10 protein-coding genes are annotated in these 14,112 nt (G+C 62.2%); 9 read left to right on the top strand and 1 reads right to left on the bottom strand.

Going from position 1 to position 14,112, the window contains the following annotated elements; all coding sequences use genetic code 11:
- Window positions 1-37: 37 nt before the first annotated feature.
- The 7 genes from DW355_RS02055 (at window position 38) to DW355_RS02025 (ending at window position 10,589) form a co-directional block, all read left to right on the top strand.
- On the top strand, window positions 38-1,549 hold the full coding sequence (locus tag DW355_RS02055; RefSeq protein WP_131277625.1) for a flagellin: 1,512 nt from the start codon (window positions 38-40) through the stop codon (window positions 1,547-1,549).
- Window positions 1,550-2,014: 465 nt separating this feature from the next.
- Window positions 2,015-3,526 (top strand): flagellin, encoded by a 1,512-nt coding sequence (locus DW355_RS02050; RefSeq protein WP_131277623.1) that lies wholly within the window; start codon window positions 2,015-2,017, stop codon window positions 3,524-3,526.
- Window positions 3,527-4,015: 489 nt separating this feature from the next.
- Complete coding sequence (locus tag DW355_RS02045) at window positions 4,016-5,527, top strand: flagellin (protein WP_131277621.1); 1,512 nt, start codon at window positions 4,016-4,018, stop codon at window positions 5,525-5,527.
- 480 nt (window positions 5,528-6,007) lie between these two features.
- Entirely contained in the window at window positions 6,008-7,519 is a 1,512-nt protein-coding gene (locus tag DW355_RS02040; RefSeq protein WP_131277619.1) for a flagellin, read from the top strand.
- Window positions 7,520-7,823: 304 nt separating this feature from the next.
- Complete coding sequence (gene fliD / locus DW355_RS02035; protein WP_131277617.1) at window positions 7,824-9,668, top strand: flagellar filament capping protein FliD; 1,845 nt, start codon at window positions 7,824-7,826, stop codon at window positions 9,666-9,668.
- 118 nt (window positions 9,669-9,786) lie between these two features.
- Window positions 9,787-10,269 carry a flagellar export chaperone FliS gene (fliS, locus tag DW355_RS02030; RefSeq protein ID WP_131277615.1) on the top strand — a complete coding sequence of 161 codons (483 nt, stop codon included), beginning with the start codon at window positions 9,787-9,789 and terminating at the stop codon, window positions 10,267-10,269.
- Between the two features lie 2 nt (window positions 10,270-10,271).
- Window positions 10,272-10,589 (top strand): flagellar protein FliT, encoded by a 318-nt coding sequence (locus DW355_RS02025; RefSeq protein ID WP_131277613.1) that lies wholly within the window; start codon window positions 10,272-10,274, stop codon window positions 10,587-10,589.
- A 104-nt stretch (window positions 10,590-10,693) separates the two neighbouring features.
- Here the strand turns inward: DW355_RS02025 and fliE are convergent, their stop codons facing one another.
- Window positions 10,694-11,008, bottom strand: coding sequence for a flagellar hook-basal body complex protein FliE (gene fliE / locus DW355_RS02020; protein ID WP_131277611.1), 315 nt, complete (start codon window positions 11,006-11,008; stop codon window positions 10,694-10,696).
- 338 nt (window positions 11,009-11,346) lie between these two features.
- On the opposite strand from fliE, the gene fliF reads away from it, so the two are divergent.
- Both fliF and fliG read left to right on the top strand, forming a co-directional pair.
- Complete coding sequence (fliF, locus tag DW355_RS02015) at window positions 11,347-13,041, top strand: flagellar basal-body MS-ring/collar protein FliF (RefSeq protein WP_242671273.1); 1,695 nt, start codon at window positions 11,347-11,349, stop codon at window positions 13,039-13,041.
- Window positions 13,042-13,063: 22 nt separating this feature from the next.
- On the top strand, window positions 13,064-14,074 hold the full coding sequence (gene fliG, locus DW355_RS02010) for a flagellar motor switch protein FliG (RefSeq protein WP_431733202.1): 1,011 nt from the start codon (window positions 13,064-13,066) through the stop codon (window positions 14,072-14,074).
- Window positions 14,075-14,112 lie beyond the last annotated feature (38 nt).

Genomic DNA, 14,112 nt, shown 5'->3' with positions numbered 1-14,112 from the left:
TGTTTTTCCAGAGTGCTGTTAATTCAGGAGATCTGCAATGGCATCTGTTATCAATACCAACATCAACTCGCTGTCCGCCCAGCGTTACCAGGGCATCAGCGACAAGTCCCTGACCACGGCGATTCAACGCCTGTCGTCCGGTCTGCGCATCAACAGCGCCAAGGACGACGCCGCTGGCTTGGCGATTTCCGAGCGCTTCACCGCTCAGATCCGCGGTCTGAACCAAGCCGCGCGCAACGCCAACGACGGCGTGTCCCTGGCGCAGACCACGGAAGGCGCCTTGAAGGCCGCCAGCGACATCCTGCAGCGGGTGCGTGAACTGGCCGTGCAATCGGCCAACGCCACCAACAGCGCCTCGGACCGCCAGGCCCTGAACTCGGAAGTTGGGCAACTCGTTGCCGAACTGGACCGCATTTCCACCAGCACCGAGTTCAACGGTGCCAAGCTGCTGGACGGCACGTTCGGCACGGCCCAGTTCCAGATTGGCGCCAACGCCAACCAGACCATCGTGGCGGCCACGGCCAACGCCCGCACCAGCGTGTACGGCAACAACCAAGCCATCAACACGGTGGCGGCGGTTCAAACGGTGGCGTCCGGTGCGACCTGGGGTGCCAACGCTGTCCTGGCCGAGACCTTCACGATCAATGCGGCGGCAGGTAGCGCGGCGATTGCCACGGCGCTCAATGAAACCGCCCAGTCGGTGGCCACCAAGGTCAACCAGCAAACGTCGGTCACCGGTGTGACGGCCGAGGCGCGTACGGATGCGCAACTGACCTTCGCGGCCACCGGTGCCTACACGCTGGCGCTGCGCTCGGACAACGGCAACAACCCCGAGTCGATCACCTTCAACCTGTCCGACTCGGCGAGCACGCCCAGCGGCCTGGCGGCGGCGATCTCGGCCTTCAACGACAAGGCGTCCAAGACGGGTGTGACGGCCAGCCTGAACACGGCCGGCACCGGCATCATCCTGACCAACTCCACGGGCAACGACATCATGGTGTCCGACACCACGGTGATCAACGGGGGTGCCGTGACGGTCAACAAGATGAAGACCGACACCTCTGGCGCGCTGGCTTCGGTGAGCACGATGACCCTGGCGGCGGACACCAACGCCCAGAACAGCATCGTGAGCGGCTACCTGACGTTCGACTCGAACAAGTCCTTCGTGCTGAGCCATGCGACCACGGTCGCCAACTCGGGTGCCTACATCGGTTCGGATACGTCGTCGACGCTGCACAAGGTGGCGGACCTGGACGTGACCTCGGTGATCAAGGCCAACGACGCGATCAAGACGGTGGACTCGGCCCTGGCCTTCATCAGCGGTGAGCGTGCCAAGCTGGGTGCCCTGCAGTCGCGCTTCGATTCGACGATCAACAACCTGAACATCACGGCCGAGAACTTGACCTCCTCGCGCAGCCGGATCGTTGATGCGGATTTCGCGGCGGAAACGGCCAACCTGTCGCGTGCTCAGATCCTGCAACAGGCGGGCACGGCGATGATCGCCCAGGCCAACCAGCTGCCGCAAGGCGTGCTGGCCCTGCTGCGTTAATTCGCCGCAGGCCGGGGCGGCGCCAACGCGCCGCCCCGGCGCGTGATTTCTAGAAGTTTTCCCGTGGCAGGCCTAGCGCCTTGCCCTCCTGTGAAGCCGGTGTACCTGCAAAGGGCACCGGCTCTTTTTATTTCTGGCGGGGAATCCTACGAAGTGATCTGTGGTGAAACGGGATTCCTAGGGCGCTTTTCCCCGTTCAAGTTTTGGGCTTGCTTGCCGATCGCGCGACGTTTTCGGGCCGAAATCACCCCGATAACGACGGGGGGCTGCCCAGGGGGGCTGTTCAAGTTGACCGAGGCTGGGGCGATAACGGATCAAAGGGTTTTGAAACCCGGCGGACATCAAGAGGCGGGCCACTGGCTGGTTTCAAGGTGCTGCAAAGAGCCTCGTAAAAGTAGGCATTACCCCCCCCGGCGCGACGCTGATGCAGCAAGTGCCATTTTCTAAAAGCACAGGAGTTTTCAAATGGCTGCCGTTATCAACACCAACATCAACTCGTTGTCCGCCCAGCGTTACCAGGGCATCAGCGACAAGTCCCTGACCACGGCGATTCAACGCCTGTCGTCCGGTCTGCGCATCAACAGCGCCAAGGACGACGCCGCTGGCTTGGCGATTTCCGAGCGCTTCACCAGCCAGATCCGTGGCCTGAACCAAGCCGCGCGCAACGCCAACGATGGCGTGTCCCTGGCGCAGGTGACGGAAGGTGCGCTCGGAGCCGCCGGCACCATCTTGCAGCGGGTGCGTGAACTGGCCGTGCAATCGGCCAACGCCACCAACAGCGCCTCGGACCGCCAGGCCCTGAACCAGGAAGTGGCTCAGCTGGTTGCCGAACTGGACCGCATCTCCACCAGCACCGAGTTCAACGGCTCCAAGCTGCTGGACGGCACGTTCGGCACGGCCCAGTTCCAGATTGGCGCCAACGCCAACCAGACCATCGTGGCGGCCACGGCCAACGCCCGCACCAGCGTGTACGGCAACAACCAAGGCATCAACACGGTGGCGGCGGTTCAAACGGTGGCGTCCGGTGCGACCTGGGGTGCCAACGGCGTCCTGGCCGAGACCTTCACGATCAATGCGGCGGCAGGTAGCGCGGCGATTGCCACGGTGCTCAATGAGACCGCCAAATCGGTGGCCACCAAGGTCAACCAGCAGACCGCCATCACCGGTGTGACGGCCGAGGCGCGTGCGAGTGCGCAACTGAGCTTCGCGGCCACGGGCGCTTACACGCTGAACCTGCGTTCGGACAACGGCAACAACCCCGAGTCGATCACCTTCAACCTGACCGACACGTCGAACACGCCCAGCGGCCTGGCGGCGGCGATCTCGGCCTTCAACGACAAGGCATCCAAGACGGGTGTGACGGCCAGCCTGAACGCGGCCGGCACCGGCATCATCCTGACCAACGCCACGGGCAACGACATCATGGTGTCCGACACCACGGTGCAGAACGCGGGTGCCGTGACGGTCAACAAGATGAAGACCGACACCTCTGGCGCGCTGGCTTCGGTGAGCACGATGACTCTGGCGGCGGACACCAACGCCCAGAACAGCATCGTGAGCGGCTACCTGACGTTCGACTCGAACAAGTCCTTCGTGCTGAGCCATGCGGCCACGGTCGCTGCTTCCAACGCCTACGTGGGCTTTGACACGTCGTCGACGCTGCACAAGGTGGCGGACCTGGACATCACCTCGGTGATCAAGGCCAACGACGCGATCAAGACGGTGGACTCGGCCCTGGCCTTCATCAGCGGTGAGCGTGCCAAGCTGGGTGCCCTGCAGTCGCGCTTTGAGTCGACGATCAACAACCTGAACATCACGGCCGAGAACATGACCGCCTCGCGCAGCCGGATCCAGGATGCGGACTTTGCATCGGAAACTGCGGCGCTGTCGCGTGCTCAGATCCTGCAACAGGCGGGCACGGCGATGATCGCCCAGGCCAACCAGATTCCGCAGGGCGTGCTGCAGCTGCTGCAGTAAAAGTTGGGGTGGGAGTCGGGCGGGGAAGTGCATTCCCGGCCCTGCTTTCCAGGGCTGGCACTGGCAACGGTGCCAGCCCTTTTTGCTGTGTGGCGCAGTCATGGCGGCTGCGAGCCCAGCGTCGTCACGACGTTCGATGCCGGGGGCTTCCACTCTGCCAGCCTTGGCGAACTTCGATGAAGAAGGGGCAGGAGTTTGTTTTTTCGGCTTAAGTTTTTGGGCGAACTTGCCGATTAAGAGCGCCTTGAATTCAGCGCTGACAAGCGCTACGGCGATAAATCGCGATGCGTCATGCAGTGCCGCTCAAGTTCGGTGAGGCCGGGACGATAACGGATCACAGGGTTTCAAAACCCGGCAAGCATCGAGAGGCCAGTCTCTTCAGGCGAGTTTCAAAGATGTTGCAAAGAGCCACCCAGCAAAAAGTGGACGAAGACCAGCCGGCACGGAGCTGTGGCAGCCAGTGCTATTTTTTTCACACAGGAGTTTCAAATGGCAGCCGTCATTAACACCAATATCAATTCATTGTCTGCTCAGCGTTACCAGGGCATCAGCGACAAGTCCCTGACCACGGCGATTCAACGCCTGTCGTCCGGTCTGCGCATCAACAGCGCCAAGGACGACGCCGCTGGCTTGGCGATTTCCGAGCGCTTCACCAGCCAGATCCGTGGCCTGAACCAAGCCGCGCGCAACGCCAACGACGGCGTGTCCCTGGCGCAGACCACGGAAGGCGCCTTGAAGGCCGCCAGCGACATCCTGCAGCGGGTGCGTGAACTGGCCGTGCAATCGGCCAACGCCACCAACAGCGCCTCGGACCGCCAGGCCCTGAACTCGGAAGTGGCCCAGCTTGTTTCTGAACTGGACCGCATTTCCACCAGCACCGAGTTCAACGGCTCCAAGCTGCTGGACGGCACGTTCGGCACGGCCCAGTTCCAGATTGGCGCCAACGCCAACCAGACCATCGTGGCGGCCACGGCCAACGCCCGCACCAGCGTGTACGGCAACAACCAAGGCATCAACACGGTGGCGGCGGTTCAAACGGTGGCGTCCGGTGCGACCTGGGGTGCCAACGGCGTCCTGGCCGAGACCTTCACGATCAATGCGGCGGCAGGTAGCGCGGCGATTGCCACGGTGCTCAGTGAGACCGCCAAATCGGTGGCCACCAAGGTCAACCAGCAAACGTCGGTCACCGGTGTGACGGCCGAGGCGCGTACGGATGCGCAGCTGAGCTTCGCGGCCACGGGCGCTTACACGCTGAACCTGCGTTCGGACAACGGCAACAACCCCGAGTCGATCACCTTCAACCTGACCGACACGTCGAACACGCCCAGCGGCCTGGCGGCGGCGATCTCGGCCTTCAACGACAAGGCGTCCAAGACGGGTGTGACGGCCAGCCTGAACGCGGCCGGCACTGGCATCATCCTGACCAACTCCACGGGCAACGACATCATGGTGTCCGACACCTCGGTGATCAACGCGGGTGCCGTGACGGTCAACAAGATGAAGACCGACACCTCTGGCGCGCTGGCTTCGGTGAGCACGATGACCCTGGCGGCGGACACCAACGCCCAGAACAGCATCGTGAGCGGCTACCTGACGTTCGACTCGAACAAGTCCTTCGTGCTGAGCCATGCGGCCACGGTCGCTGCTTCTAACGCCTACATCGGCTCGGATACGTCGTCGACGCTGCACAAGGTGGCGGACCTGGACGTGACCTCGGTGATCAAGGCCAACGACGCGATCAAGACGGTGGACTCGGCCCTGGCCTTCATCAGCGGTGAGCGTGCCAAGCTGGGTGCCCTGCAGTCGCGCTTCGATTCGACGATCAACAACCTGAACATCACGGCCGAGAACTTGACCGCCTCGCGCAGCCGGATCCAGGATGCGGACTTTGCATCGGAAACTGCGGCGCTGTCGCGTGCTCAGATCCTGCAACAGGCGGGCACGGCGATGATCGCCCAGGCCAACCAGATTCCGCAGGGCGTGCTGCAGTTGCTGCAGTAAAAGTTGGGGTGGGAGTCGGGCGGGGAAGTGCATTCCCGGCCCTGCTTTCCAGGGCTGGCACCGGCAACGGTGCCAGCCCTTTTTGCTGTGTGGCGCAGTCATGGCGGCTGCGAGCCCAGCGTTGTCATGACGTTCGATGCCGGGTGTCTCCACCTTGCCAATCCCGAAGTGATCTGTGGTGAAACGGGATTCCTAGGGCGCTTTTCCCCGTTCAAGTTTTGGGCTTGCTTGCCGATCGCGCGACGTTTTCGGGCCGAAATCACCCCGATAACGACGGGGGGCTGCCCAGGGGGGCTGTTCAAGTTGACCGAGGCTGGGGCGATAACGGATCAAAGGGTTTTGAAACCCGGCGGACATCAAGAGGCGGGCCACTGGCTGGTTTCAAGGTGCTGCAAAGAGCCTCGTAAAAGTAGGCATTACCCCCCCCGGCGCGACGCTGATGCAGCAAGTGCCATTTTCTAAAAGCACAGGAGTTTTCAAATGGCTGCCGTTATCAACACCAACATCAACTCGTTGTCCGCCCAGCGTTACCAGGGCATCAGCGACAAGTCCCTGACCACGGCGATTCAACGCCTGTCGTCCGGTCTGCGCATCAACAGCGCCAAGGACGACGCCGCTGGCTTGGCGATTTCCGAGCGCTTCACCAGCCAGATCCGTGGCCTGAACCAAGCCGCGCGCAACGCCAACGATGGCGTGTCCCTGGCGCAGGTGACGGAAGGTGCGCTCGGAGCCGCCGGCACCATCTTGCAGCGGGTGCGTGAACTGGCCGTGCAATCGGCCAACGCCACCAACAGCGCCTCGGACCGCCAGGCCCTGAACCAGGAAGTGGCTCAGCTGGTTGCCGAACTGGACCGCATCTCCACCAGCACCGAGTTCAACGGCTCCAAGCTGCTGGACGGCACGTTCGGCACGGCCCAGTTCCAGATTGGCGCCAACGCCAACCAGACCATCGTGGCGGCCACGGCCAACGCCCGCACCAGCGTGTACGGCAACAACCAAGGCATCAACACGGTGGCGGCGGTTCAAACGGTGGCGTCCGGTGCGACCTGGGGTGCCAACGGCGTCCTGGCCGAGACCTTCACGATCAATGCGGCGGCAGGTAGCGCGGCGATTGCCACGGTGCTCAGTGAGACCGCCAAATCGGTGGCCACCAAGGTCAACCAGCAGACCGCCATCACCGGTGTGACGGCCGAGGCGCGTACGGATGCGCAGCTGAGCTTCGCGGCCACGGGCGCTTACACGCTGAACCTGCGTTCGGACAACGGCAACAACCCCGAGTCGATCACCTTCAACCTGACCGACACGTCGAACACGCCCAGCGGCCTGGCGGCGGCGATCTCGGCCTTCAACGACAAGGCGTCCAAGACGGGTGTGACGGCCAGCCTGAACGCGGCCGGCACCGGCATCATCCTGACCAACGCCACGGGCAACGACATCATGGTGTCCGACACCACGGTGCAGAACGCGGGTGCCGTGACGGTCAACAAGATGAAGACCGACACCTCTGGCGCGCTGGCTTCGGTGAGCACGATGACCCTGGCGGCGGACACCAACGCCCAGAACAGCATCGTGAGCGGCTACCTGACGTTCGACTCGAACAAGTCCTTCGTGCTGAGCCATGCGGCCACGGTCGCTGCTTCCAACGCCTACGTGGGCTTTGACACGTCGTCAACGCTGCACAAGGTGGCGGACCTGGACATCACCTCGGTGATCAAGGCCAACGACGCGATCAAGACGGTGGACTCGGCCCTGGCCTTCATCAGCGGTGAGCGTGCCAAGCTGGGTGCCCTGCAGTCGCGCTTTGAGTCGACGATCAACAACCTGAACATCACGGCCGAGAACATGACCGCCTCGCGCAGCCGGATCCAGGATGCGGACTTTGCATCGGAAACTGCGGCGCTGTCGCGTGCTCAGATCCTGCAACAGGCGGGCACGGCGATGATCGCCCAGGCCAACCAGATTCCGCAGGGCGTGCTGCAGCTGCTGCAGTAAAAGTTGGGGTGGGAGTCGGGCGGGGAAGTGCATTCCCGGCCCTGCTTTCCAGGGCTGGCACTGGCAACGGTGCCAGCCCTTTTTGTTTTGCATGATGGAATTAACGAACCCTTTTTCCGTTTGTTACGAATCGGGGTGGGCGTGCCTCAAGTTTCGGTCTTCAAGGTCGATAACCGAGACAGGCAGAACAATGGCCTTTTGTGCCCCTTAATCCGCCGTGACAGGCGGATGGCACGGAATCCATAATCTGCACTAATTTCGGCTGCTGGGGCCCTTCGGCGACCAGGCTGTTCAGGAGTTTTTCATGGCTACGATTTCATCGCTGGGTATTGGCACGAATGGTCTGGATGTCCGGAGCATCGTTTCGCAACTGGTGGAATTGGAGAAGAAGCCGCTAGAGAAGCTCAAGCTCGAGAAAACGCAAACTGAAGCCAGAATCACCCTCATGGGACAGATGACGTCTTTGGCGGACGCCCTGAATACTGCAGTCAGCAAGCTGGCCAGCGTGACGGGCTGGAATGCGGCCGCAGCCACTTCATCCAGCGACGCGGTGTCGGTGAGCGCCAATGGCGGTGCTCAGCCCACCAGTTTGTCGGTGCAGGTTCAGCAGGTGGCGGCAGCGCGGGCCACAGCGTCTGGTGCCTTCGCGGCAAACGCTTTTGTCGGCGCGGGCACGCTGAAAGTAACCATCGGGACGGCGCCGAACGCCACAACAACCGACATCGTTGTTTCCGGGACGGACAAGTTGTCCGATGTGGCCAGCAAGATCAACGGCAGCAATGCGGGTGTGACGGCCACGGTCATGACTGATCCGGGAACGGGTCAGCAGCGACTGCTGCTGAACAGCAAAGAGACGGGCGAGAGCAAGGCGTTTTCGCTGGCGGTGGAGGAGGGCGGTGCGCCAGCCGGAGATACAGATAACACTGGCTTGTCTCGCCTGATTTTCTCGGATGGCACGAACACCACCTTTCACGAAACGCAGGCTGCGGCCGATGCCGAGGTGACGGTGAACGGCATTGCGCTGACTTCTGCCACCAACACATTCGCCGATGTGGTGGCGGGCGTGACGATCACGGCCAACAAGGTCACGACCGCACCCGCGACGGTCGCCATCACCCGGGACACCTCGGCGATGAAGACCAATATCGAAGGCTTCGTGAAGGCTTACAACGATTTGAATGATCTGCTGAATCAAACGACCAAGTACGAAGAGAGCACCGAGACGGCCGGGGCATTTCAGGGCGACAGCACCCTCTTGGCGATGCAGCGATCCTTGCGTTCGGCGTTGGGCTCTGTGTTCGGTTCTGACAATGGCGGCTATACCACGTTCAGCAGCATAGGCGTGAGAGTCGCGGGCAGCGCCGATTCGCGTCCCGACGGGCATTTGGAAATCGACAGCGCCAAGCTGACACAGGCCTTGGCCAATCCAGATGCAATGAAAACCTTGTTCGTTGGCAACCGCGTGAGCGAGTCGGCGAAAGCGCAGTCCGCCATCACTGCGAGCGTGGGGGCGGGCGTGCCGGTGGGTGAGGGCACCTTGTCCATTCAGTTGGGCTCATGGAGTGGCGGGGCGTTTGCCAGTGCGTTCGCCGGAAACGGCGCGACTGTGAATATCGCGGTGACGGCAACCGATACCCTTGATGACATTGTCAACAAGATCAATGCGGATCCATCCACGGGCGTGACCGCTTCGACAGCGGGCGGTGCGCTGGTCCTGACCAGCCTCTACGGGGGGACGCAGACCGCTTTCAACATGACTGTGACTGATATCGATGGTAATAACGCCGATGCCAATGGGCTGTCACGCTTGGCATTCGTTGCAAGCAACGTTGCAGAATCGGGCAAAGATGCGGTTTCTGGTGGCAGCGTGGGCATAGGCCAGAGCTTCAAAGGTCTGATGACTGCGCTGCTGGGGGGGACAACCGGCAATTTTGGTACGGCGGGTTTCTTCAAGCGCAAGGACGACAGCTTGCAGACGGAGCTGGATACGAATGCGCTCGAGCAAGTCAGGGTCAATGACAAGGCCAGTCGCATTGAGGAGCAGCTCAATCGCAAATACAGCGCGTTGGACGTGCAGATGGCGAGCTTGAACTCCCTGAGCACCTACATATCGCAGCAAATAGCCCAGTGGAACAAGTCCAGTTCCTGAGATCGAGTGGCTTTACTGGTGCGGGGTGTGTGCCGATATAGAGTTCAGTGGAGCGCAAAATAGCGGCTCATCCTTGAATTCTGTATCGGCTTGATTTTTAGATAGGACGGAACACCCCATGTTTTCCCCGGCACGCCCTGGCGCGGCCGATGCCTACAGGCGCATCGGCGTTGAGACCAGCATGCACACCGTCGATCAGCATCAGATCGTGAATCTGCTGTTTGAGGGTGTGTTGCGCGAAATCGTCCGGGCGCGTGGCGCCATCCAGCGTGACGACCTGGCGACCAAGATTGACGCCATCTCCCGTGCCTTGCGCATCGTCGAGGAAGGGCTCTCGACCAGCCTGGATCGGGTTGACGGTGGCGAGCTGGCGCAGAACTTGTCCACGCTGTACGACTACTGTATGCGCCAGTTGGTGTTGGCCAACGCGCGCAATGATGAGTCGTTGCTGCAGGAAGTGCAGTCGCTGTTGGAGCCGATTGCCCAGAGCTGGAAGGACATCAGAGCGCAGGCCATGGGGCAAGGCGCCGATTCGGGCGGCAAGTCCGTTGAAGAGCAAGGCGCTGGCCCCAGTGTGGGTGGCACAGGAACCGGGAGTTGACCATGTCTCAAATGCTGATTGACTACTACAAGTCCATAGAAGATGGCAGTCGCCGAATGCTGGAGGCCGCCCGAGCCAAGGATCTTGAAGCGGTGATGCGCTACGAGGGCGTGTGCGCCGTGCTCATCGAGCAGCTACGCCATCGTGCGCGTGAAGAAGACCTGCGTCCGGAAGACCGACGTGAAAAAACGCAGATCATGCAGCGCATCCTGCGCAATGATGCCGAAATCCGGCAATTGACCGAGCCGTGGCTGGGACAGCTGGAAGAGGAAATGATGGGTGGCCTTTTCGACAAGGCGCATCCCAAGGTCTTGCACTGAATCGGTCCAATGGCTCACGCCATCTGACTTGAGAACTCATACGGAGCGGACACCAGGCGCAGCGGAATCCGGAGCGCCGGCGTCTTGAGCCCCTGGTTCAGGGCTCAGACCGACATGTTCATGATGTCGGTGTAGGCCTGCACCATGCGGTTGCGCACATGCAGGGTGGCTTGGAAGCCGATCTGGGCCTTTTGCATGGCCACCATGGTCTCTTCCAGGCTGACTTTGGGGTTTTCCATCTGTACCTGGCGCTGCAGGTCGCCAGAGTAGTTCTGGGACTTGCTCACCGCACGCAGCGCCGCCTTGAACTCGTCGGTGAAGCCTTGCGGGCCGTGCGATTCGTCGGGCATCACCGCCTTGCGGGCGGTGTCGGGTTGAGTGCGGTTGAGCGTTAGGTTGGGGTTCAGTCGCAAGTCCATGACAGTGTTCCTTGGGTTGAACGGTCAAATGAGGGCCATGAAATCACGAACTGGGCTGGAAAAGCCGGGATGATGGTGCCGTTGTCCTCTTGACAACCCCTGCTGATCGCGTCCGCATCCGTGAGGAATTGGGGGAGATGCTAGTCCCCGCCCTCAGGGGCTTTGGGGGGAAAAGGAGGGTGTTTCCCGCCCTTTTTCCGCTAAAGATTTCAGTCACTGCCAGATAATTCCATGCCAAAGACGCCCGTAAAGGGCTTACTCTGGCGTTACGACGCATGGAATGAAACATGGCTGAGGCTGCTGCACTTACCCCTTTGAATCCGGTTGCGACGTCCCCGATGGCGTTGCCCGTCAATCCGACGCTGTCCCAGCGCTTCGCGGTGCTGGAGCGAGGTCAGAAGATGCGTCTGGCGGCGGGCTTGGCCGTGATCGTGGCCGTCATCCTGGGTGCCCTGCTCATGAACAACAAGACCGAGTGGCGTGTCTTGTTCAGCGGCCTGTCCGACAAGGACGGTGGTGCCATCGTCGCGCAACTGACGCAGATGCAGGTGCCCTACCAGTACACCGAGGGCGGTGGCGCCATCCTCGTGCCCGCCGACAAGGTGCACGATACCCGCTTGCGCCTCGCTTCGCAGGGTCTGCCCAAGGGCTCGGTCACCGGTTTCGAGCTGATGGAAAACAGCCGCTTCGGCGCGACTCAGTTTCAGGAGCGCGTGAATTTTCAGCGTGGTCTGGAGGGGGAGCTCACCCGGTCCATCCAGGCCCTGTCGTCCGTGCAGAGCGCACGCGTGCACCTGGCCCTGCCGCAGCAGAATGGCTTTTTCCGCGAGCAACAGAAGCCGTCGGCCTCCGTGCTGTTGAGCCTGTACCCGGGGCGCATCCTGGATCGCGCGCAGATCGCGGGCATCGTGCACTTGGTCTCGTCCAGCGTGCCCGAGATGAAACCCGAGGCTGTCAGCATCGTCGATGACACTGGCAAACTGCTGTCCCAATCGCCTGACGGCGCCGCCGGCCAGGATGGCATCGATACGCAACAGCTGAAGTATGTGCAGCAGATCGAGGCCCAGTACCGTCAACGCATCCTGGACATCCTGGAGCCGGTTGTCGGCAAGGGCAATGTGCAGGCCCAGGTGACGGCGGATCTGGACTTCTCGGAAAGCGAGCAGACCTCCGAGACTCATACGCCCAACCAGGCACCGGACACCGGCGCGGTGCGCAGCCAGCAGACGCTGGAAAGCACCAATCCCGGCCCGGCTGGCCCCTCCGGCATTCCTGGCGCGGTCAGCAACCAGCCGCCCGGACCCAATGCCGCCCCCATCAATGCCGCCGTGCAACCGCTGGCCCCTGGTGTCCCGCAGTCCTTGGCCCGTGCCCAAGGCCAAGCCGCGGCGCCGGTCAGCACCCGCAAGGAATCCGTCGTTAACTACGAGGTGGACAAGACGGTGCGCGTGGTGCGCGCGGCACGCGGGGCGATCCGGCGCCTGAGCGCCGCTGTCGTGGTCAACCAGCGCACGCAGACGGATGCCCGAGGCAATGTTGCGCCGGTTCCGCTGACGCAGCAGCAAGTCGATCAAATGACGGCCCTGGTGCGCGAGAGCATCGGCTTCAACGTCGATCGTGGCGATTCCGTGAACCTGATGAATGCCCCCTTCGTGGTCGATGCCAAAGCGGACGAAAGCCTGGCCTTCTGGCAGCAGCCGGCCGTGCAGGAACTGGCGCGTGATCTGGCCTGGCCCGTGGGCGCCGTCCTGCTGGCCTTGGTGGTACTGTTCGGTGTGATTCGTCCGGTGCTCAAGGCCATGCAGGCGCCGCCCGCACCTCAGCTCGACGCTTTGCTGGATGAAGACTTGGAGCTGGGCTCGCCCGAGCCGATCAAGAAGGGGCCGCGCATCCAGGAGCGCCAGTTGGAAGAGGCGCGCAAGTTGGCACGCGAGAACCCGGCGGCGGTGGCCGGCATCGTCAAGAACTGGATCGGCAGCAACAAGGATGAAATGTCGCTGCTGGCCCAAAACCCCAATGCCGTGGTCGGCTGACTGAAAGGCGAGGGAGCGTTATATGGCACAGACTTCCATGACCGAAGGCCTGCAGGACGCAGCCGTCCTGCTCATGTCCCTGGGCGAGACCGAGGCGGCCGAGGTGTTCAAACACCTCGCGCCCAAGGAAGTGCAGAAACTGGGCGAGGCGATCGCCCGAACCAAGTCCATCACCCGCGACCGCGTCGACGAGGTGATCGACCGTTTCACCACCGACGCGGCCGACCAGAGCCTGATCGTGACCGATTCAGGCGACTATGTGCGTTCCGTGCTGAAGCTGGCGCTGGGCGAAGACAAGGCGGCGCTGCTGATCGACCGCATCCTGCAGGGCGGCGACGTCTCCGGCATCGAGAGCCTGAAGTGGATGGACCCGGTGTCCGTGGCTGAACTCGTGCGCAACGAGCACCCACAGATCCTGGCCGCCATTCTGGTGCACCTGGACTACGACCAGGCCGCCGCCGTGCTCAAGCTGCTGGGTGACCGCCAGCGCAACGAGGTGATGTTGCGCATCGCCACGATGGAGGGCATCCAGCCCACCGCGCTCAAAGATCTGAACGAAGTGCTGTTCAAGGTGTTGTCGGGCGGGGACAAGGTGCGCAAGGCGTCGCTGGGCGGCGTCAAGACCGCCGCGGAAATGATCAACCTGCTGGGCACCACGCTGGAAGGCGCCGTGCTGGAATCCATCCGCAGTTTCGATGCCGAGCTCGCGCAGAAGATCATGGACAAGATGTTCGTCTTCGACGACATAATCAAGCTCGACAACAAGGCCATCCAGGTCGTGCTCAAGGAAGTGCCGGCCGATTCGCTCATCGTCGCGCTCAAGGCCGCACAGCCCGCGCTGGTGGAGCGTTTCCTCCTCAACATGTCTTCCCGTGCTTCCGAATCCATGCGCGAGGACCTCGAGTCGAGCCCGCCCATGCGCCTGTCGGAAGTCGAGGTCCAGCAGAAGGAAATCGTCAAGATCGTGCGTCGTCTGGCCGACGAAGGCGAAATCAGCCTGGGCAGCGGCGGCGAGGAAGACGTGATGGTCTGAGCATCGTCCCGGCGGCGTCCGGGTCCATGCCACAAGTG

It is taken from the genome of Hylemonella gracilis (assembly GCF_004328645.1).
Classification (GTDB): Bacteria; Pseudomonadota; Gammaproteobacteria; order Burkholderiales; family Burkholderiaceae_C; genus Hylemonella; species Hylemonella gracilis_B.
This window is presented reverse-complemented; position numbering and strand designations above follow the sequence as displayed.

Excerpts from the sequence above, each read along its gene's own strand:
- fliS (WP_131277615.1), top strand. The coding sequence starts at position 9,787 with ATGTTTTCCCCGGCACGCCCTGGCGCGGCCGATGCCTACAGGCGCATC.
- DW355_RS02045 (WP_131277621.1), top strand. The coding sequence starts at position 4,016 with ATGGCAGCCGTCATTAACACCAATATCAATTCATTGTCTGCTCAGCGT.
- DW355_RS02040 (WP_131277619.1), top strand. The coding sequence starts at position 6,008 with ATGGCTGCCGTTATCAACACCAACATCAACTCGTTGTCCGCCCAGCGT.
- fliD (WP_131277617.1), top strand. The coding sequence starts at position 7,824 with ATGGCTACGATTTCATCGCTGGGTATTGGCACGAATGGTCTGGATGTC.
- fliF (WP_242671273.1), top strand. The coding sequence starts at position 11,347 with ATGGCGTTGCCCGTCAATCCGACGCTGTCCCAGCGCTTCGCGGTGCTG.
- fliE (WP_131277611.1), bottom strand. The coding sequence starts at position 11,008 with ATGGACTTGCGACTGAACCCCAACCTAACGCTCAACCGCACTCAACCC.
- DW355_RS02055 (WP_131277625.1), top strand. The coding sequence starts at position 38 with ATGGCATCTGTTATCAATACCAACATCAACTCGCTGTCCGCCCAGCGT.
- DW355_RS02025 (WP_131277613.1), top strand. The coding sequence starts at position 10,272 with ATGTCTCAAATGCTGATTGACTACTACAAGTCCATAGAAGATGGCAGT.
- fliG (WP_431733202.1), top strand. The coding sequence starts at position 13,064 with ATGGCACAGACTTCCATGACCGAAGGCCTGCAGGACGCAGCCGTCCTG.
- DW355_RS02050 (WP_131277623.1), top strand. The coding sequence starts at position 2,015 with ATGGCTGCCGTTATCAACACCAACATCAACTCGTTGTCCGCCCAGCGT.